This is a genomic window from Alcanivorax sp. 97CO-5, from assembly GCF_000524665.1.
GTDB classification, from domain to species: Bacteria; Pseudomonadota; Gammaproteobacteria; order Pseudomonadales; family Alcanivoracaceae; genus Alcanivorax; species Alcanivorax borkumensis.
Genome location: NZ_KI965888.1, coordinates 266,294 through 285,480, shown reverse-complemented (window position 1 = coordinate 285,480; position 19,187 = coordinate 266,294). Strand labels below are relative to the sequence as shown.

At 52.7% G+C, this 19,187-nt stretch carries 21 protein-coding genes and 1 pseudogene; 8 read left to right on the top strand and 14 right to left on the bottom strand.

The features are described from left to right. Positions 1-74: 74 nt before the first annotated feature. Entirely contained in the window at positions 75-1,376 is a 1,302-nt protein-coding gene (locus tag Y017_RS07355) for an MFS transporter (RefSeq protein WP_035459977.1), read from the bottom strand. A 205-nt stretch (positions 1,377-1,581) separates the two neighbouring features. Between Y017_RS07355 and Y017_RS07350 the strand changes: the two genes are divergently transcribed. From Y017_RS07350 to rdgB, 3 genes are all read left to right on the top strand, one after another. After that, the gene (locus Y017_RS07350; protein ID WP_011589847.1) at positions 1,582-2,784 is read left to right on the top strand and encodes a homoserine O-acetyltransferase; all 1,203 of its coding nucleotides are present in this window, start codon (positions 1,582-1,584) and stop codon (positions 2,782-2,784) included. Beyond that, positions 2,777-3,367: a methionine biosynthesis protein MetW gene (gene metW / locus Y017_RS07345; protein WP_011589848.1), complete on the top strand. Its 591-nt coding sequence runs from the start codon at positions 2,777-2,779 to the stop codon at positions 3,365-3,367. Before Y017_RS07350 ends, metW begins: the two co-directional genes overlap by 8 nt. 157 nt (positions 3,368-3,524) lie before the next feature. Then, a complete protein-coding gene (gene rdgB / locus Y017_RS07340) occupies positions 3,525-4,115 on the top strand; it encodes an RdgB/HAM1 family non-canonical purine NTP pyrophosphatase (RefSeq protein WP_011589849.1) in 591 nt (196 codons plus the stop codon). Between the two features lie 114 nt (positions 4,116-4,229). On the opposite strand, the gene Y017_RS07335 is transcribed toward rdgB, so the two are convergent. Beyond that, positions 4,230-4,682, bottom strand: a complete 453-nt coding sequence (locus tag Y017_RS07335) for a YaiI/YqxD family protein (RefSeq protein ID WP_332370060.1) — start codon at positions 4,680-4,682, stop codon at positions 4,230-4,232. 139 nt (positions 4,683-4,821) lie between these two features. Here Y017_RS07335 and hemW point away from each other — a divergent pair, with 139 nt between their 5' ends. Next, positions 4,822-5,973, top strand: coding sequence for a radical SAM family heme chaperone HemW (gene hemW, locus Y017_RS07330; protein WP_035460146.1), 1,152 nt, complete (start codon positions 4,822-4,824; stop codon positions 5,971-5,973). A gap of 85 nt (positions 5,974-6,058) precedes the next feature. After that, positions 6,059-6,826 (top strand): TetR/AcrR family transcriptional regulator, encoded by a 768-nt coding sequence (locus Y017_RS07325; protein WP_035459974.1) that lies wholly within the window; start codon positions 6,059-6,061, stop codon positions 6,824-6,826. A 136-nt stretch (positions 6,827-6,962) separates the two neighbouring features. Here Y017_RS07325 and Y017_RS07320 read toward each other — a convergent pair whose 3' ends face one another. Both Y017_RS07320 and mutM read right to left on the bottom strand, forming a co-directional pair. Beyond that, positions 6,963-7,349 (bottom strand): hypothetical protein, encoded by a 387-nt coding sequence (locus Y017_RS07320; RefSeq protein ID WP_035459973.1) that lies wholly within the window; start codon positions 7,347-7,349, stop codon positions 6,963-6,965. A gap of 232 nt (positions 7,350-7,581) precedes the next feature. Continuing rightward, positions 7,582-8,391: a bifunctional DNA-formamidopyrimidine glycosylase/DNA-(apurinic or apyrimidinic site) lyase gene (mutM, locus tag Y017_RS07315; protein ID WP_011589854.1), complete on the bottom strand. Its 810-nt coding sequence runs from the start codon at positions 8,389-8,391 to the stop codon at positions 7,582-7,584. Positions 8,392-8,543: 152 nt separating this feature from the next. Here mutM and Y017_RS07310 point away from each other — a divergent pair, with 152 nt between their 5' ends. Further along, on the top strand, positions 8,544-10,520 hold the full coding sequence (locus Y017_RS07310; RefSeq protein WP_035459970.1) for a hydantoinase/oxoprolinase family protein: 1,977 nt from the start codon (positions 8,544-8,546) through the stop codon (positions 10,518-10,520). A gap of 141 nt (positions 10,521-10,661) precedes the next feature. Further along, on the top strand, positions 10,662-11,849 hold the full coding sequence (locus Y017_RS07305; protein ID WP_035459968.1) for a fatty acid desaturase: 1,188 nt from the start codon (positions 10,662-10,664) through the stop codon (positions 11,847-11,849). 349 nt (positions 11,850-12,198) lie between these two features. On the opposite strand, the gene Y017_RS07300 is transcribed toward Y017_RS07305, so the two are convergent. The 10 genes from Y017_RS07300 to Y017_RS07260 all read right to left on the bottom strand — a co-directional run bounded on the left by Y017_RS07300 (position 12,199) and on the right by Y017_RS07260 (position 18,621). Continuing rightward, positions 12,199-12,600: a DUF2750 domain-containing protein gene (locus tag Y017_RS07300; protein WP_155849250.1), complete on the bottom strand. Its 402-nt coding sequence runs from the start codon at positions 12,598-12,600 to the stop codon at positions 12,199-12,201. Positions 12,601-12,653: 53 nt separating this feature from the next. Beyond that, positions 12,654-13,280 carry a LysE family translocator gene (locus Y017_RS07295; RefSeq protein ID WP_011589858.1) on the bottom strand — a complete coding sequence of 209 codons (627 nt, stop codon included), beginning with the start codon at positions 13,278-13,280 and terminating at the stop codon, positions 12,654-12,656. A gap of 13 nt (positions 13,281-13,293) precedes the next feature. Beyond that, the gene (locus Y017_RS15200; protein ID WP_101235001.1) at positions 13,294-13,620 is read right to left on the bottom strand and encodes an integrase core domain-containing protein; all 327 of its coding nucleotides are present in this window, start codon (positions 13,618-13,620) and stop codon (positions 13,294-13,296) included. A 22-nt stretch (positions 13,621-13,642) separates the two neighbouring features. Then, positions 13,643-14,137 carry an IS3 family transposase gene (locus Y017_RS15560; protein WP_101235000.1) on the bottom strand — a complete coding sequence of 165 codons (495 nt, stop codon included), beginning with the start codon at positions 14,135-14,137 and terminating at the stop codon, positions 13,643-13,645. Positions 14,138-14,148: 11 nt separating this feature from the next. Further along, positions 14,149-14,517 (bottom strand): transposase, encoded by a 369-nt coding sequence (locus Y017_RS07285; RefSeq protein WP_046962194.1) that lies wholly within the window; start codon positions 14,515-14,517, stop codon positions 14,149-14,151. Between the two features lie 97 nt (positions 14,518-14,614). Then, entirely contained in the window at positions 14,615-15,109 is a 495-nt protein-coding gene (locus tag Y017_RS07280) for a hypothetical protein (RefSeq protein ID WP_035460145.1), read from the bottom strand. A gap of 112 nt (positions 15,110-15,221) precedes the next feature. Continuing rightward, on the bottom strand, positions 15,222-15,851 hold the full coding sequence (locus Y017_RS07275; protein ID WP_155849249.1) for a hypothetical protein: 630 nt from the start codon (positions 15,849-15,851) through the stop codon (positions 15,222-15,224). An 89-nt stretch (positions 15,852-15,940) separates the two neighbouring features. Further along, positions 15,941-16,576 (bottom strand): IS3 family transposase, encoded by a 636-nt coding sequence (locus tag Y017_RS07270; protein WP_369751976.1) that lies wholly within the window; start codon positions 16,574-16,576, stop codon positions 15,941-15,943. Positions 16,577-16,989: 413 nt separating this feature from the next. Beyond that, positions 16,990-17,793, bottom strand: coding sequence for a hypothetical protein (locus Y017_RS07265; protein WP_035459955.1), 804 nt, complete (start codon positions 17,791-17,793; stop codon positions 16,990-16,992). 87 nt (positions 17,794-17,880) lie between these two features. Continuing rightward, a complete protein-coding gene (locus Y017_RS07260; RefSeq protein ID WP_035459952.1) occupies positions 17,881-18,621 on the bottom strand; it encodes a hypothetical protein in 741 nt (246 codons plus the stop codon). Between the two features lie 363 nt (positions 18,622-18,984). Between Y017_RS07260 and Y017_RS15330 the strand changes: the two are divergent. After that, positions 18,985-19,094: pseudogene (locus tag Y017_RS15330) on the top strand (tyrosine-type recombinase/integrase); the annotation flags it as partial. Positions 19,095-19,187: the final 93 nt, after the last annotated feature.

Genomic DNA, 19,187 nt, shown 5'->3' with positions numbered 1-19,187 from the left:
AATGGATAAACAGACCTCAATCCTAATTATTTTTTCTTATGAGTAAAGACACCAACTAAACCTTAAGAGACTAATTACACATCCTTAAGCAAAGCGCCTGAAACCACCCCCATCACCCCCATTCCCCCCAGCACCAACAAGGCCCAATCATTCCCCAGCAGAGCCACCGCCGCGCTGATACCGCCAACCACCAGCAACAAAACGCCAATCACGGTATTACTCACCGCAGTGTAATCCGTACGCTTAGTCCCCCCCGCCATGTCCACCATGTAAGTCTTGCGGCCGATGCGCACACCAGCATGAGCGATGGCCAGAACAAAGAACGCGACAGGATACAACCAGTGCACACCGTCCACCTCAACCCCAGACACCGACACGCCGCCCGCGACCATGCAAACCAGCGCCGCAAGCGCCCCGCCACGGATCATCACCGTTCGGCTGGAGCTATCTGCCATATAGCCCCACACCGTGGCACTCACGGCACTGGCTAGGCTCGAAGCCAGCACAAAGCTACCCAACAGCAAACCCAAGCTAGACTGTTGCTTTGCCAACAACACCAGAAACGGCGACGCTAGAGAAGACGCCATCAGCAACGCGCGGGTCACCACGAAACGCCGAAACGGCACATCGGTTTTCAACAGTGACAAACTGCTCCACGCCTCCCGCAGGGCATTGCTGCCACCCTCGCTGGCACCGGGGTATTCATCCACACGCAGGAACACTAGCGCTGCTGCCAGCCAGGCGACACCTGCACCAGCCAGCAATGCGGTGTAAAACAGCATGGACGGGTCGCTATCATTGCTGAACACTAGCAGCGTCAACGCGAAGGTAAGCGCCCCAGAGAGAGTGGCCGACAGCCCAGTAAGCCGGCCACGGCGAGATTTAGGAACACACTTGCCCTGCACGTCCTTCATGGCCACGGAGCAGAACCCCCGACTGACACTAAAGACGACCAGCAGCCCGACAATACCCAGCCCAGCGGCCAAGCCTTCTAGCAACCAGACCACCAGCGCCATCCCCAACACGGACAACCCCTGCAGTGCCGAACCCAGCACCCAAAACCCCTTGCGTACCGGATAGCGACGCACCAGCGCCCCTATCAATAACTGGGGAATCAGCGAGCCAGATTCGCGAATGGGCACCAGCAACCCGGCCAGAGCCCCCGGCGCCCCGACAGCGCTGATTAACCAGGCCAACACGGTTTTCGGATTGATCAGCAAGTCGCCGACCTTAGTCAGCGTATTGGCGAAGATAATGCGGAAGAAATTGCCTGGCACCTCCCGGCAAGCGTCCTCGCTGATATCGCTACAGGTGCGAGCATCTTCATCATTGGCTACTTTTTCATACAGCCTGTCCGCTAACGACCCCTTAGCCATACGCCGCCCCTCCCCCTCTGTTCAGTGAATAATCTAAAACCTTTATTGCGGGGCGGAAGGCATGACCATTGTTTCCACCCTAATCCGCGATTAACCTAAAAATAGTGTGTTTGATCAGCAGGATACCATGACAACTGCCGTGCTTTGATTGCGCGTCCACCGGGCTGGCTTTAGACTTTGCGACATCTCTTGCTAGCGAGTCATCATGTCGCCACAGAATCCGGACGCCTTGCCCCACACCGCCGCCGACTCCGTAGGGTTGGTCGAGCCACAGGTGCATCACTTCGACACCCCGTTGGAGCTGGAGTGTGGGCGCACGCTGCCCACCTATGACCTGATTTACGAAACCTATGGCACCCTCAACAGCGACGCATCCAACGCAGTGCTGATCTGCCATGCCTTGTCCGGCCATCATCACGCGGCGGGCTATCATCGGGCAGACGACAAGCGCCCGGGCTGGTGGGATACCTGTATCGGCCCCGGTAAAGTCATCGATACCAACCGCTTCTTCGTCGTCAGCCTGAATAACCTTGGCGGCTGCCACGGCTCCACCGGCCCCGCCTCCATCAACCCGGAAAGCGGCCAGCCCTGGGGCCCCGATTTTCCCATGATGACAGTGAAAGACTGGGTGAACAGCCAGGCCCGCCTCGCCGATGTGCTAGGCATTCAACGCTGGGCGGCAGTGATTGGCGGCAGCATGGGCGGCATGCAGGCGCTGCAGTGGTCCATCGATTACCCAGAACGGCTCAGCCATGCGGTAGTGATCGCCGCCGCGCCCAAATTGTCGGCCCAAAACATTGCCTTCAACGAAGTGGCGCGACAATCCATTCTGACCGACCCGAATTTCTACGGTGGGCGTTATTACCTGCACGATACCTACCCTCGGCAAGGGCTGATTCTGGCGCGTATGGTAGGCCACATCACCTACCTGAGTGACGACGCCATGCGCATGAAGTTCGGCCGCGACCTGCGCGCCGGGCGCTTCCATTTCGGCTTCGACGTGGAATTTCAGGTCGAATCCTACTTGCGCCATCAGGGCGAAGTCTTTTCTCGCAACTTCGACGCCAACACCTACTTGCTGATGACCAAAGCATTGGATTATTTCGATCCAGCTCGGGAATTCGACCATTCGCTGGAGCAGGCTTTAAGCAAGCCCACCTGTAATTTTCTGGTGATGTCATTCACCTCCGACTGGCGTTTTGCCCCAGAGCGCAGCCGAGAAATCGTCAACGGCTTAGTCCACGCCGGTCGTAATGTGAGCTACGCCGAGATCGATACGCCCAAGGGCCACGACGCCTTTTTGCTGGATATTCCCGAGTACATAAAGCTGTTCGGTGCCTACATGCACAGGGTTGCCAACGAGACAGAGAATAAATCGCAAGCTGTAGAGGCCGCCCCCCATGCGTGATGACCTTCAACTAATCAGCGACTGGATCCCGCACAATGCCACCCTGCTGGATCTAGGCTGCGGCGACGGCACTCTGCTAGCGCATTTGAAAACACACAAAAAAACCGCCGGCTACGGCCTGGAAATCAACCAAGACAACTTGGCGGCCTGCTTTGAAAAAGGCGTCAATGTTCTAGAGCAGGATCTCGACAGCGGCTTGGGTAACTTCCAGAATCACCGTTTCGATTACGTGATCATGACCCAGGCGTTGCAAGCGGTTCTACGCCCGGACCAAATTCTCAACGAAATGATCCGCGTTGGCCGCGAAGCCATTATCACCTTCCCCAACTTCGGCCACTGGAAGGTCCGCGCTTACCTGGGCCTGAAAGGGCGCATGCCCGTATCATCCGCGCTGCCCCACGAGTGGTACAACACCCCGAACATCCACCTGTGCACCGTGCGGGATTTTGAAACCCACTGCCGAAAACAAGGCATTCGGATCCTTGAACGCCAGGTCATTAACCGTAATCACCGCACCAGCGTGCTCAGCAAATGGTGGCCCAACCTGTTCGGCGAAATCGCCATTTACCGGGTGAAGGGATAAAGCGATACACGCTGGACGGGGAAAAGTCGGGTTCTCGTAACCTTCAGAATATTTGATTTTTGCTACTCGCCGGCGCGACGAAGAGTTGAAGCGTTTAATACAACGCTCCTCATATTGCCGCTTGTAGCACGCACCTAACCGACGTCAGGAACCCCCAATGGAAAAACTCGTTCTCGCCTCCGGCAACGCAAAAAAACTCGCTGAAATGCAGCGCCTATTGGCACCACTCAACATTGAAGTCGTTGCCCAGAGTGAATTTTGCGTACCGGAAGCCGATGAAACCGGCAGTACCTTTGTGGAAAACGCCATTATCAAAGCTCGCAATGCCTGCAAGCACACCGGGCTACCCGCCATCGCCGATGATTCCGGACTGGAGGTCAGCGCCCTGAACGGTAGCCCTGGCATTTTTTCAGCACGCTTTTCTGGGGTCGGTGCCACTGACGCCAAGAACAATGCTCTGCTGGTAGAAATGCTAGCGGAAATCCCAGAAGACGCGCGCCAGGCCCGCTACGTGGCACTGCTTGTTCTGATGCGCCACGAAGACGACGCCACCCCACTAATCTGCCAAGGTAGCTGGAACGGACGCATTGTGCTGGAGCCCCAAGGTGACCAAGGCTTTGGCTATGATCCACACTTTTTCGTGGAAGAAAAAGGCTGCACCGCCGCACAATTACCCGCGGATGAGAAAAACGCCATCAGCCACCGGGGCAAAGCTATGGCCACCTTAATCAAGGCGCTGAAAGAGTAAATACCGCGAGCCGTTAGCGTTCTCCGGGCTCATTCAGGCCCATGCTAGCAAACGTTATGCAGGACCGGAAAAGGTGTGGGCGACAGCGGCGGTGATCTCAGCTCGGATAATGGGTTACTTCTGCGCCCTGGCTAACCAGCGGTCCAGCGCATTGGCAAAGCGCCCCTTGTCCTGGTTTGAATAGCTTGCCGGGCCACCGGTTTGCATCCCAGCGGACCGCATTTCCTCCATGAAATCACGCATATTCAGGCGCTCACGCACAGTATCCTTATCCAACCAGTGACCTCGGGGCGTTACCGCCTCTGCACCCTTTTCCACAACTTCGGCCGCCAGTGGAATATCCTGCGTGACTACCAAATCCCCCGGCTCACAGCGCTGCACGATTTCGTTATCCGCCACATCAAAACCCTGCCCGACCTGAATAGAGCGGATTAACGGCGTACGCGGTACCGCTATATGCTGGTTAGCCACCAGCGTGCAAGGAATTTGCGCTCGTTGCGCAGCGCGAAATAACACCTCTTTCACCGGGCGTGGACAAGCGTCTGCATCGACCCAAATATGCACAATAAAATCCCATCGATCACTAAAAAATGGAGCATGATTAACAGCACGAATACGATAGTCTCGTTTCGTTATCACTTAGCCGCGCGCCATTATCCATTTAATTGCTAACATGGCCTACTCATTCTCTGGCCGCCTGCTTTTTATGCCCCTCAAAAACCCGCCCCTCTCACTCTACATCCACACCCCTTGGTGTGTGCGCAAATGCCCCTATTGCGACTTTAACTCCCATGAGCGCGGCGAGATTCCTGAGGCGGCCTACCTGCAAGCCCTGCTCACCGACCTAGAACAGGACCTGCCCCTGATCGGCGAGCGCACGGTAGAAACCGTGTTCATCGGCGGGGGCACACCAAGCCTTCTATCCGCTGATTTTTACCAGCAGCTTTTCCACGGCATTCGGCAAAGGCTGGCCCTGCACCCAAACGTGGAAATCACCCTCGAGGCCAACCCCGGCACCCTGGAAAATGGCCGCTTCCAAGGCTTTCGTGAGGCAGGCATCAACCGCCTATCCATCGGTGCCCAGAGCTTCAACAATGCCCATTTGCAAGCATTGGGGCGCATCCACAATGCCAGCGCCGCCATTAACGCCGCTCACCAAGCGCGGGAGGCCGGCTTCGACAATTTCAATCTGGATATCATGCATGCGCTGCCCGGCCAGACCCATGCACAGGCCCTAGACGACCTACAACAGGCCATCGCACTGCAGCCCACTCACCTAAGCTGGTACGAACTCACCATCGAGCCCAACACCGTTTTCTACCGCTCGCCACCGGTTCAACCAGACAGCGACGCCATGGCTGACACCGAGCAGGCAGGCTTCGCCTTACTGGCAGAGCACGGCTACCTGCGTTATGAAATCTCCGCCTTCGCGCAACCTGGGCGCCCCTGCCGACATAACCTCAATTACTGGCAGTTCGGTGACTATCTCGGCATCGGGGCCGGCGCCCACGGCAAAATCACTGCCGCCGCCCAGGGTGACGTGCATCGCTACCAGAAAACCCGAAAACCCGAAGACTACCTGGCAGACGCGGCCCATGCTCGCCGCCAGCACCAGCCCATTGCCCGCGAAGACCGTCTGTTCGAAGCCCTGCTCAATGGCCTACGCTTAACCCATGGCCTCTGCTGGCAAACACTGGAAGACGCGACCGGAGAGCCTGTTGCACAGTGGCGGCACCAATTAACGCCATTCGAACAGCAGGGATTGCTGACCCTCACAGACCAACGGCTGGCCTGTACCGATAATGGCTTACGCCACCTAAACGGATTGCTGGAAAAGTTAGCCGCTGTGCTTTTATAAACAGCGCGCCTGCCTGTACGCTGAGAAAAGCGCTTGAACCCTATAGCAAGGCTATTCAAACTGAATGGCGGGATAACACAAGACAATGACTATGACAAAAGCACGCAGCGGGCGCGAACAAGCGCTGGCAGAAAGAGAACAGCTTTTTATTGAAGCAACCCGGCAACAGCTGTGCGATAAAGGCCTGCTGGGGGTACAGATGGCGGCCATTGCCCGCAGCTGTAATTTTGCCACCGGCACGCTTTACCATCACTTCGCGTCCAAAGAAGATCTGCTCATTGCCGTCTGCACCGAGCTAACCACCACGCGACGGGCCTACTTCGAGAAAGTTGCCCATTCCGACCTTTCCAACCGCGATAAAATGATGGGGTTTGCCGTAGCGTACTCACTGTTTGCTCAGCATTACCCCGAACATTTCCGGCTCGAACAATACATCATGACAGAAGTGGTCTGGTTGGCGTCGTCAGCTAGCCGCCGCGAACAGTTCCTGGCCGCCACCCAGCCCATCGGCAGAATGGTAGAGCAGGTCGTTCGTGATGCCATTGCCAGCAACGAACTGGAAGACCACGGCCAAGATCCGCTCACGTTCAGCATCGGCCAGTGGTCCATGTCCATGGGCATGCATACCCTGATCCACGCCGACGGCATCCTGGATATGTACGACCTTAAAGACCCACACCGTCTACTATTGCGTAACGTCCAGCTGCACCTCAGTGCCATGCAGTGGCAGCCACTTGACGACCAGCCCTTTGACGACGCCGCACTAAATAGCAAAGTGGCTTACCTCTGCGACTACCTGTTCGCTGACATATGTAGGGAAAAAGGCAGCAGCCTGACACTTGGCAGCGCCTGAGCCCAAACAACAACGGGCCCATCAGCCACAAAAAAGCCCCGTGCTACGGGGCTTTTGCTTTAAGGCACTAGCTTAAGGCTCTAGCATAGCCAGGCCTTAGCCTTTCGCGATACGAACATCGGCAATGGGCAGGAAACTACTGAGCGTTGGCCACCGCGCCCTGCTCCTGCTTGGCGTTGTTGCGCATCTCTTTTTCCGCTTTCAGGCTTTCGTGCTGAGCCGGCGTACAGCCCAAACAACGGACGAAAGTATTCTTTCCAGGGTTCATCACCAGCACTTCCGCCGCCTCCCCTGGGTTCCCCCCCAGCAGGCTGAACGGCAGCGTAACCACGTACAGGCCCGCGCCCACCACCGTGGAAGCCAACAGCAACGGACGCGCAAAAATCGCATCGCCGATCATTGCTATCTCTCCCGGACGATCCAGCTTAGATTCCGCCGCCTGTGCCGTAATAGGCACCATGGCAGCAAACAGCATGGCGGAGGCGAGTACAGATGCCGCAACCGGGCGCTTTGCTCGCTTCATGGTGGGTCCCTCTTGTTTTTTTATAGTTGAACCTGAAATCACCGTTTCAGGTTAAAGTATCGCTGACATTGTTTCAGCTAAGCCTTTAATATTCCGACAATTGCATCACAATCTACACCCTTGTTCTTAGGCCAGCAATAGTGCAAAAAAGCAAAGCCTGATCAACCCCGTCGCAACGCATTTCCCGCCCACACCACTTGCTGTCCCATCCGGTAATCAATTTCCTTCCCCTTCACCGCTGGCATTGTGGGCAATAAGCCGTGCTCCGCTGGCCATGACGATCCGCCTTCAATATGGCGTCGCATTGCACGCAAGGCTGGCCCGCACGGCCATACACATTGAGGGACTGAGCAAAATACCCTGGCTGACCATCCGCCCGGGTGAAATCCTTCAGCGTGGTGCCGCCCGCCTCAATCGCCTGGGCCAGCACCCGCTTAATTGCCTCTGCCAATGCCTGATAACGCGCCAGGGAAATGCGGCCCGCCGCCCGGGAGGGGTGGATACCCGCCATAAAGAGGCTTTCCTGAGCGTAAATATTGCCCACTCCCACCACCGTGGCGTTATCCATAATAAAGCTTTTCACTGCCACCTTTCGGCCACGAGAGCGAGCAAACAACCACTGGCCATTAAAACTATCGCTGAGCGGTTCCGGCCCCAGCGACTGCAGCAGGCTGTGCGGCTGGTCACCGCCCTGGAACAACACAGAGCCAAAGCGGCGCGGGTCGTTAAAACGCAGCACCTTGCCACTATCGAGCAACAAATCCACATGGTCGTGCTTGCGTAATGGCAGGTCCATATCCACCACCCGCAAAGTGCCGGACATCCCCAGATGAATGAGCAGCTGCCCATGCTCCAGCTCAATCAGCAGATATTTGGCCCGCCGACGCAACGCCACCACCGGGCAGTCACGCAGCGCATAAATCGCCTCACTCACCGGCCAGCGCAACCGCGGTTCGCGCACCGTTACCGATTTCAAAATCCGCCCCTGTAAATGCGGGCGAATGCCACGCAGGGTGGTTTCCACTTCAGGTAATTCAGGCATAGGAAAGTCAGTTCGTGATTGATAATGGACAATTGAACAGCTAAAAACTCATTGCGCGGTCCCGAAGAGCGCGCTGGCGCTAGCTATGTTACCTTGCTGCCAGTTTTTTTGTCTTTCGCTGTCACCGTTCAACAGATAACTGCCCACTACTTATGTCCGTCTCTTACTGGCTCGGCGTCGATACCGGCGGCACCTTTACTGACTTTGTTCTGCTAGGCGATGGCGAACCACGCATCCACAAGGTGCTGTCCACGCCCGCGTCCCCGGAACAAGCCATCCTGCAAGGCATTCAGGAGCTGGGCCTGAGTGATGCCATGGCCAGTGGGCAACTGGCCATTGTGCACGGCACCACCGTGGCCACCAACGCCGCCCTCGAAGGCAAGGGCGCTCGCACCTTATTGATTACCAATAACGGGCTGGAGGACATCCTCCGCATTGGCCGCCAAAACCGTCCAGAGCTCTATAATCTTACCCCGGCGAGTAACGCCTCGGCGGTGAGCCAGGTGCCCACCCTGGGCTGCCCGGCACGGCTCGATGCTGCGGGTAACACCGTTGCCGCGCTCACCGATAATGATATTGCCACCATACTGGCGGCGGTCCGTGAAATCGCTCCGGAGTCCATCGCCCTGTGCCTGCTGTTCAGCTACCTGAACCCCGAGCACGAACAGCGGCTCAGCCAGGCTCTGCTCAGTGCCGGCTTTGCAGTGAGCCCCTCGCACCAAATCTTACCTACTCGAGGCGAATACGAACGGGGCATGGCCACCTGGCTAAATGCTTGGCTCGCGCCGCGAGTGGCGGATTACCTGCAACGCCTACAGCAGGCCACCAGCCCCGCGCCATTGGCCATCATGCAATCCCACGGTGGCACCATTGCTTCCCAACAAGCCGCGAACCAAGCCGTCAACCTCCTATTGTCTGGGCCCGCCGGTGGGCTGGCCGCCGCTCAGCGGCTAGGGCAACAACTGCAGCAGCCACACTTGATGACTTTCGACATGGGCGGCACCTCCACTGATGTTGCCTTGCTCGACGGGGATATCCGCCTAACCCAGCAGGGCCGCATCGGCCCTTATCCCGTGGCCGTGCCCATGGTAGACATGCACACCATCGGTGCCGGAGGTGGCTCGCTAGCCTATGTGGATGAGGCTGGGCTACTGCACGTGGGGCCACACTCAGCCGGCGCCGATCCCGGCCCCGCGTGTTACGGCAACGGCGGCCAACACGTCACAGTAACCGATGCCAATGTAGTACTGGGCCGGCTGCAACCAGACTTCGCCCTCGGGGGCTCACTAACGCTGGATGTGGCTTGCGCTGAGCAGGCCATGGACCGGTTAGCCGTAGCCCTCAACCTGACACGTCAGCAAACCGCTGAAGGAGTACTGGCGCTAGCCAACGAACACATGACCCAAGCCCTGCGGGTGATCTCCATCCAGAAGGGCTACGATCCCGCTGACTTCGCGCTAATGAGCTTTGGCGGCGCCGGGGGGCTGCACGTCTGTGCGCTGGCCGACAACCTGGGCATGCCACGGGCCATTGTCCCGCAGCGGGCCGGCGTGCTGTCTGCCGAAGGGCTGGTATATGCCCCCCGTAAACGGGAAATATTGCAGGCGCTGCCAGCATCCGCCGACGAAGACTCCCTGCGTGCACTCATCGTCCAGCTGCAACAGCAAGGCTCAAATGAACTTATCGCGGAAGGCGTTAGCGCAGACCGCATCCAGCACCGGGTATTTGTCGATATGTGCTATCAAGGCCAGTCCTCAGTGCTACAAATTGATTGGCACGAAGAACCGGCAGACCGGGTAAGCCGCTTCCATGCGGCTCACCAGCAACGTTTTGGCCACCGGTTAGGGCTACCGGTACAGCAGGTTAACCTGCGCATTCAAAGCCAGGCTTTGGCTACCCCGCCCACGCTGCCCGACGGCCACACTCAAACCGCCAACCCCGAACGCCAAGCGACGCTGCCGGGTATCCGCACCGCGGTGGCCGTGTTCAGCCGCGAAACACTGGGTGTAGGTCAACGCCTCACCGGCCCGGCCCTGATTTACGAAGCAGTGGGCACCACCTGGCTGGAAACGGGCTGGACCGCGACGGTAAACCCGCAAGGGCACCTGTTGTTACAGCGCGACGCCTAGCGGGCCGCCCAGCCATCAGCCCATCGCCCCCTTTGGGCCCCTGATTGACCGTAAAGTCCGAATTTGACCTGCTTCGTGTCTTCTATCTGCCATCACCGGTAGGGCACAATAGAGGCTCTATCTTTTTATTGTGCGACATCTATGCTGAATTATTTGAGTGAGGGCCTACTGGCTCCGAGCCTCGGCGCCTTGGTGCTAATCACCTTGGCCATGACCCACGTGACCATTGTCAGTGTCACCGTGTACCTGCACCGCTATTCCGCGCACCGCGCGCTGGACATGCACCCGGTGCTCAAACATTTTTTCCGTTTCTGGCTGTGGCTCACCACCGCCCAGAACACCCTAGAGTGGACCGCCATCCACCGCAAACACCACGCTAAGTGCGAGACTGAAGAAGACCCCCACAGCCCGGTAGTTAAAGGCATCCGCAAGGTACTAAGCGAAGGGGCAGAACTGTACCGCGAAGAAGCAGAAAATAAAGAAACCCTGAAAAAATACGGCGCCGGCTGCCCTGATGATTGGATCGAACACAACGTCTATTCTCGGTTCCCCATGGCCGGCATTACCTTAATGGCCGTTATTGATCTGCTATTGTTTGGCGTCATCGGCATTACCGTATGGGCCGTACAAATGATCTGGATTCCACTGTTCGCCGCCGGCATCATCAATGGCCTAGGGCACTACTGGGGTTACCGGAACTTCGAATGCGCCGATGCATCACGCAACATTTCGCCTTGGGGCATTCTGATTGGCGGCGAAGAGCTGCATAACAATCATCACACCTATCCAAACTCCGCCAAGTTATCTGTGCGTCGTTTCGAATTCGATGCCGGCTGGGCTTGGATTCGCCTGTTCGAAATAGTGGGCCTAGCCAAGGTGAAAAAAGTGGCACCTAAACCCACCCTGGCAAAAAACGCTCGCGGAATCGACGTGGACGCCCTACGCGGCGTCATGCAGCACCGCTTCCAAGTTATGCGGCATTACCGCAAAGCCGTGATTACCCCCGTTTTCAAGCAGGAACAAGCCCGCGCCTGTGACGCTACCCGTGAATTTTACGCCCGCGCCAAAGCCTTGCTGCATCAGGATTTGACCCTAATCAAACCGAATCAAGAGCTACGCCTCAAAAAGCTCACGGAAAATAACGAGACACTAGAAGCTATTTACCAATTCCGTTTGCGCCTGCAAGACATCTGGTCACAGACCAGCCGTAGCTCCACGGAAATGGTAGAAGCACTAGAAAAGTGGTGCCATGACGCCCGCCAATCCGGCATTGATGCACTTCAAGAGTTCGCCGACCGGCTTCCTCATTACCGCCCCGCTACCGCCTGATCATTTGGCAAAGCGACAAATCACCTCACCGGCTGCTAAAAACAGCCGGTGAGGTTTGGCGTGTAACTCTACGCGGGCTTTGAAGTAGCACAGCCGGGCAGTATTCAAGGAGCAGTTTATCGCTCCTACCCAAGGGATAGGGATATAGCCTTTATTTCCCAAACCGCAGATAAGAAATAAAAGCACTCTCAGCAACCCATACATTAAAAATAATGTGGCCACCTGCTGCCTGCTAACAGATCCAACCCTTCACATTTTGGGCTTCCGGCCTCATACACATAACACTGCAGAAACCACCTAGCGTAGCAAGGTAAAGCCCCCAGGGCGCGTGCGGCCTTTGCTCGTTATTTTACAGGTATCGTGCCATTTCATTTAACAGCTCTTCTTTCAAAGACTGTGGCTCAATACACCAAAATGTCCATTCTCTGTCAGGAAATACCGCCACTTTGGCTTGGTTTTTTTCGAATAGTGGCAACCAATGCTCGAGTAGCTCTTCGAGACTGATTTCAGTGGCTCGGTGGCCAGGGAAGTTTTCATCTACGATTTTCTGCGCGTATTCAGGGTGTGGCCACAATGGAAAGTATTCAAATTCTTCTGGAGCAACAGGAGCGAGCCAGCCGTCATCGCTTTTGACACCCCATAGCAGCTCCCAGTCGGCGACCTTGCTCTTGCTAACGAAGTAATCGTATCTATCGAAGCCATCAAGCGCCAAGACGGCGTCGAACTGTTTTTCGTTCATCCTATATGGCACTTAACGTCTCCTGAAGCATCACTCCCGGCTCACGCGAAAATGTTTGATGGCGGCTATTTTGTACTTCCCAACGTTACCATTTTTATTCCGGTGGCAATCAATGCCGTACCCGCTGCTTTATTGATAAGGTTTATAACCCAAGACTTTACTCGTTTTCTTGCTAATTGTGCCCCCATGCGGCCAAACAGACTGTAAACCACTAAATCAGCAATAAAACAGGTGAGCCCCATAAGAACCATTTGTAAAATTACAGGCTCTTTAGGGTCCACAAACTGCGGCAATAGGGCTGAAAAATACATTAACGCTTTTGGGTTAGCTAATTGAATGACGAGACCATTTGAAAAAGCTTTCGCAGGATTCATTGTGGTTAATTGAACATCAACGTTAACTGGCCCTGCTTTGCTAAAAATTGCCGAAATACCCAGGAAAAGAAGATAAGCAATACCAAACCATTTAATGATAGAAAATACCAAACTGGACGCTATTATTAGCGATGCGATGCCTGTTGCCGACAATATAAAAAATAATACATCTGCGCTTGCTACGCCAAGAACACTTAAAAAAGTTAATTTTGAATTATGGGATGCAGCCTGTTTCGCCACCGTTATAGCCGCTGGCCCAGGAACCAAAATAAGCATCACCGTTGTAACGAGAAAGAAAGTATATAATTCAATATTCATGCTTACCCTTCATTTAGCCTAACGCCCGCACATAGCTTGCCGGACTTTGGTACCCAACCCCAGAGTGAAGCCGCTCCCGATTATAAAACTCGACAAACTCAACAATCGCGGCCACAGCTTCAATATCATTCTCAAACTTACGCAGATGAACCAATTCCGTCTTTAGCGTATGGAAGAACGACTCCACCATCGCATTATCCAGTGGCGTTGACTTTCGGCTCATACTCCTGCGCATCCCCGCAGCAGCCACCAGATCTCGATATTCATGAGCGGCATATTCAATCCCTTGATCCGAGTGAAACACACAACCCACGCGAGGCTGCTCACGTGACAGAGCCATTCGTAACTCACTCTTTGTCAGCTCACTTGTTTCGCTTACGGCTAAATGACCAGCCCACAACCCTGCGGCTATACAGATCCACGACTACCGCGTGATAAAGCCAACCAGAGCCCGTTCGGATATAAGTAAAATCTCCGGCCCAGTGCTTGCCCTCACAATCGGCTGATTCCTCCGTCACCAGCACATTCCCTGCTGAACTATAGAACTCATGTCTTTCTGGATTCCAGACGTACAACCCTTTGCTGGAAGCATGAATCCCGACTTCTTTCATCAACCTGGATACCCGACGGACACTACACGATAGGCCATTTTTGCGGAGTTGCTGATGAAGTCGTCGAGCGCCATAGGCTCGTCGAAACCAGCGATGTAGCTCGACCAAGGCCTCTTTTAGCCTTCCATCATACTGACTTCGCTCACTCTCAGAGCGCGAACGCCAAGCATAATAGTCACTTCTAGACACACCAAGCAGCTGACACAAGCGACGTACGTCACGGCCTTCCCGACTCTTCTCAACCAGCTCATAGAGCTTTACTTTTTCCGCTGGAAGAACCGCTCGGCCTTTTTTAGCAAATCAATCTCGTCATTACGATTATTCAGCTCACGCTCAAGTTTTTTGATCCGTTTTTCAGCAGCCGCCAGCTTTTCTTCTGCCTCCTTAACTGGATCTGCTCGGCTGGGACGACGCTTCGGGGATGGCGATGGCATCTTCATATGCTTATTCTCCCTGAGCTCCCCGCGGCGCTGCTCCATCTGCCATCGATAAAGCATTACCGGGTGGACACCCAGTGACTCTGCCACATCCTTGGATCTAACGTCAGGATCATTAGCCAATTTAACGGATTGGGGTTTATAAGCCAGGGTATAACGATCGTAATTTCTCTTTCTTGTCTGTCCCACACTGCACCTCTCTCATGAACAGAAAACTCTGTCCACAAAAGTGGTTACAGATCAGCGCGCGCCTTTGGCGCGTCCGCTGGAGCTATTTGTTAAATGCTTATCCGGCATAGGTATTTATGATCGCACCCAAAACCACGCCGGCCAGACCGATAGCACCACTGATCCACCATCTGGAATCTTTTTTGTGCTCAAGCTCACCAGAATGAAGGTTGATCGCGGTATTAATAAGAGTGGATATGTCTGAGTTCGTAAGTGGCGTCCTAGAAAATCGCTTTTTCTGTTCTTCAGTAAGCATTTTGTACGCCTCTCTTGATATTTTTTCTTCTTTGTCCACATCATAGAGTTTTTGATAATTTCTACGCCAGACTAACGAAGCCCTCTTTTTTTTACTGTCTAGACGGAAAAACTCAGGGTGCTGTTCAAAGATAAGTTTCCAGTAATCACCGTTATCCGCTCTTCCTTCGATTCGGTCGGCCCACCCAGAAAATTCCAATTTATAGAATTTATAGGTCCCCATTACTTGGATCGCAGCGATAACGTCTGCGAGACGATTGTCATTTTTGGTATAAGGGCTTGTGTGGTTAGTACTCATAACTTCCCTATACATTTAACGCTTGCAGTTGCGGCTTGGGTGAACTGGCGGTTTTTTTGCTGCGCAGCGCGAAAAAGGTGACAGTTTACGCAAGTCCGGCAAGCTGCACTGGTTAGGCATATAATTCACAAACCTTTGCTGCCTTTTTTACTTTAATGTTAATTGGGCTAATGGTTTGATTTGTCTTTGGTAGCCAAAGCCCTCGCACTTCACTTTGGTGTGAATATTGTGGCTCTTTAATAAAGGATGCTGGAATTTTATCGTTAGTATCCTTTACTTCACGAGACTGATATACGCACTTTGCCGCCCCCCAAAACTCTGCTTTGTTTTTTAGTTTCATTGTAACTGCTTTGAAGAATGCATCAGAGTCATTGATCACTACACAACTGTTATAACCCATATCAATCATGGCTTTTTTATCAAAAAAATCGGTGATACAGAAAATATAGCTGTCGGGATCAGAATAACGACTGCCCATACCTTCAAGTGCGTGGATAACCAACCTATTTGGTTCATCTATATTGATATTTTGTTTCATCCAGTAGGGAATCCCTTCTGGTTTTGTAGTATCAATATATGTGAGTGAATTGGACGTAACTTTTTTAATACCCTCAAGCTTATCGCCAACCTCAGTACCATGAGACTCTTCGTCTCGGAACGTATGCAAAGTACCTATTCTTAAACTTCCATGGTTAAGAAACTTATAAGCCCATTTACGTTCCATGTATTTGTATAGTTTCATTCAAAAGGCCTAACGCCTTGCTCACCGGAAAACCAGGAGCGCAGCGATTAATTTTTGATCTTCCCCCGATAAAATAGACACGCTTCATTTCACGCTGCCATTCTCTCGTATTCTGCCGGGGTCACGTAGCCAACGCCAGAGTGCAACCTTTTCTGGTTATAAAACTGGTTGATGTAGCCACGCAGAACCGCTCGCAACTCTTGCTCATCCTTAAACGATATGCCATGGATCACTTCAGCCTTCATACTATGAAAGAAGGATTCCATATGCGCATTGTCCGTGCAGTGTTTAGGCCGATTCATACTGGGTCTGATGCCGTGCCTGCCTAGCTCGTTCTGGATCAAGTACGCACCATACTCCACTCCACGATCCGTATGGAATATTAGAACGGAACACGGCATTCGCACCCGTAAAGCATGGCGCAAGACCCTCAGAGTCAGATTAGCTGTCTTCCTGTCCCCCAGCGACCAGCCAATCACCTTCCTCGAATAGACATCCAACACGACCGCCAGGTACCGCCATTGCCGGTTAACCTTGATATAAGTGATATCCGCTACCCACTGCTGATTTACCCCGGTTGGGGCCAGCCTGTTCAGGCGCAGGTTCTTGTGGCGTTGATAGAATCGCTCCACCCCCGGCACCCTGCGGTACAGCTTTGCCACACGCCCTACCAGCGAAGCCTCCCTCATCAGCCTCTCAACACACTTACCGCCATCTGGCTTGATCTCTCCCTCCCCGTATTCCTTGCGTCACCTCTAAAGCATCATCGGGTGGATATCCAACCCAGCCGCCACTTGCTGAACCTAAGTTCCTTCCTGAAAGCTAAGCTCAAAGGCCTTTACTTTAAAGTCTATCGAATACCGCCAGGTCTTTCTCGGATTGTTGTATCGGGACATATACTACCCCCTCTGGTTAGGAGAAGGCGTCAACTAAAGCGGGGGAACCGCACGTCCCGCTTGCTTGATTTGTTAACTTTTATCTCCCGATCCAAGCACCATTTCCGGTGCATACATAGGCTCCAAAAACAGCACCATTTGGGAAGGCGCGCCCGTCGTAGTAACAAGCCAACAAAGCATTAATTGGAAAAGATAGAGCCCGTAGTAACAATATATATTTAGTCATCCTGACACTCCTCTGGCTACTCAAATTTTGCGAAGCCAGGCTCGAATTTAGGAATGGCAGCATCTCCAACAAGTTTTTTCATGTCTTGGAAAGAGATTTGAATTAAATCAATTAATTCCGACTCTTCAGTATCGTTTGAAACAGGACAATCAAAGCTTTGTTCGACGATAATATCTGCCATTCTTGTCTTAGTTTGATCAAATATTTTCACTGTTCTTCTGAAATAAGGATTTGATCTACACGACGCCCCTTTTCCAACCTGAATTCTATTACCTCCCGGAACACTAAATCTCATTGGTTTTGCTATTTCTTTAAATGGGCCCTTCGCGTGCACCATTAAATCTCTAAGAGCAGATGAAACTTGATGGTCATAGCCAAGTTTTTCTATCGCATCAATAATGGACTTATCTTCGATATTATAAAATTTATGGTATTTTCTGTGGAATGGCCCTTGAAGGTCAGACAATAATTCTCTTAGCTTTTGGGCTACATCTTCATCACCTTTGAGCTTGGCCAACTCTTCTGTTATCAGTGGGTCGTACGCATAATAAACGTTGTGGAATTCTTTCAGCAAAGCTTGTGTTTCTCTCTTACGATTCTGCTCATTAAAAAGTAAGTTTAAGATCTCCACAGCTTTAAGTTGGCTATTATCAAGCTCCATGTCGATAGAGTTATCACCAACATTAACTGTTATTTTTGTCTTTGAATTTGAATAGAATGTGTATGCGAGTACAGCCAGAAGTCCTAAAACCGCTATTACAGCAATGATTGTGGCATTTGTATTTCCTCGATTCAGAAATTTCTTGTTATTCATTCCCATAGATCCTCCTTGAAGTAAGTAAAACGAAAGTTAACGCCGCAATCGCCCGCTTGCCGCGTGCATTTCCTTGTTAAGCTTCACTGCCTATTACCTAAAACGCTTAAAGGATTCATCGAAAACAATCCGTTCGGAAGCGTCTAAGATCTTAGAAAGCCCGTCAATAGTTCTATGGCAAATCTTCTGAGCGCAATAGTATAGCTCTTGATTCTCCTCCTTCCTGAATAGGTGGAAGTACTTCTTTAATGCATCATTAATATTAAAATTTAATCGTTCTACTGTATGAGGCATAAACCTCTTATTTTCAAACCCTGAAACCTCAATCAAGATAGCCTTTCTATGGATAATATCTCCACGATACTCATGGAGCCTGGTAAACCACTCGCGGTGCTCCTTGGCTAGCAGAGAGCCGAAATCCTTTCCTGCATAAACATCATTGGTTTTGTTGACGAAGCCACTCCACTTCAAGGTCTGAAACTTTGGCCCGTATAGATACAAACCCAGGTAATTTCCTAAATAATCTGACAATGACCCCAGATTGAACAGGAGGTTATCAAAACAATAGCTTAGTTGGTTGATAGCACTGAATGTGAGATCCAGCTGCTCTCCTGTATCTCCGTTGTTCCCTTCGTACCTCTTTATGTGTGCATCTATAAATTGTCTAAGAATAGACATCTGCTGAGATGTGGCCCCGAGCCGATGCAGAGCATAGTCCCGGCGTGTGGCGCACTCTTTGGAATGAGGAAACATTAAGTTCTGCCCGTACTTGTTTAGGGCAAGTTGAGAGTTATTTTTTACCAGTTGTCTATCGAATTCTCTAAATGTCTGCACGAATTCCTCTCGAAGAGCTAACAGCGTATTCAGTCGAACGATTCGACATATGTCTTAAAAGGCCATCGTATATAATTCCGATAAGCCCATAACCTTTAGCAACGTACCCAAGAAGTGAGAATCTTTCCCCTCTGACAAAACTCAAACGAGCGGCCTATTTCCCGGGGACTCCATGCACATTTAAGTCGCAACTCGAGACAAAGATCAACGGCTTAGCGAATTTTGAGATATCTCCTACACGCATTTGCGTTCTTTTCTGTTGAACGCGGGTTTCCATAGCTCCAGCCAGCTATGGGAAAGGAGAACGCTATGAGCAATAGAACCACAGATATTCCGGTTTCCATTCCTGACAAGCCCGTAAGGCTACTGGAGAGCGGCTATGACATCCGCACGGTGCAGAGTTGCTGGGCCACAGCGATGTGTCGACCACCGAACGGTATCTGCATGTGATGAACCGGGGCGGTCTGGGGTGATTAGTCCGCTGGATAGGGGGTAGCAAGGTAGGCATGCGCGTTCAGCGTCGAGATTTGATTTTAGCATCCGCCCTGCGACGTCGAGCTTTCAAC

What these genes read in the sequence shown, in the direction of transcription:
- Y017_RS15200 (WP_101235001.1), bottom strand. Translation starts at nt 13,620, where the DNA reads ATGGCTCTGTCACGTGAGCAGCCTCGCGTGGGTTGTGTGTTTCACTCG.
- mutM (WP_011589854.1), bottom strand. Translation starts at nt 8,391, where the DNA reads ATGCCTGAATTACCTGAAGTGGAAACCACCCTGCGTGGCATTCGCCCG.
- metW (WP_011589848.1), top strand. Translation starts at nt 2,777, where the DNA reads ATGCGTGATGACCTTCAACTAATCAGCGACTGGATCCCGCACAATGCC.
- Y017_RS07295 (WP_011589858.1), bottom strand. Translation starts at nt 13,280, where the DNA reads ATGAATATTGAATTATATACTTTCTTTCTCGTTACAACGGTGATGCTT.
- Y017_RS07305 (WP_035459968.1), top strand. Translation starts at nt 10,662, where the DNA reads ATGCTGAATTATTTGAGTGAGGGCCTACTGGCTCCGAGCCTCGGCGCC.
- Y017_RS07275 (WP_155849249.1), bottom strand. Translation starts at nt 15,851, where the DNA reads ATGAAACTATACAAATACATGGAACGTAAATGGGCTTATAAGTTTCTT.
- rdgB (WP_011589849.1), top strand. Translation starts at nt 3,525, where the DNA reads ATGGAAAAACTCGTTCTCGCCTCCGGCAACGCAAAAAAACTCGCTGAA.
- Y017_RS07325 (WP_035459974.1), top strand. Translation starts at nt 6,059, where the DNA reads ATGACTATGACAAAAGCACGCAGCGGGCGCGAACAAGCGCTGGCAGAA.
- Y017_RS07350 (WP_011589847.1), top strand. Translation starts at nt 1,582, where the DNA reads ATGTCGCCACAGAATCCGGACGCCTTGCCCCACACCGCCGCCGACTCC.
- Y017_RS07320 (WP_035459973.1), bottom strand. Translation starts at nt 7,349, where the DNA reads ATGAAGCGAGCAAAGCGCCCGGTTGCGGCATCTGTACTCGCCTCCGCC.
- Y017_RS07280 (WP_035460145.1), bottom strand. Translation starts at nt 15,109, where the DNA reads ATGAGTACTAACCACACAAGCCCTTATACCAAAAATGACAATCGTCTC.
- Y017_RS07265 (WP_035459955.1), bottom strand. Translation starts at nt 17,793, where the DNA reads ATGGGAATGAATAACAAGAAATTTCTGAATCGAGGAAATACAAATGCC.
- Y017_RS07310 (WP_035459970.1), top strand. Translation starts at nt 8,544, where the DNA reads ATGTCCGTCTCTTACTGGCTCGGCGTCGATACCGGCGGCACCTTTACT.
- Y017_RS07355 (WP_035459977.1), bottom strand. Translation starts at nt 1,376, where the DNA reads ATGGCTAAGGGGTCGTTAGCGGACAGGCTGTATGAAAAAGTAGCCAAT.
- hemW (WP_035460146.1), top strand. Translation starts at nt 4,822, where the DNA reads ATGCCCCTCAAAAACCCGCCCCTCTCACTCTACATCCACACCCCTTGG.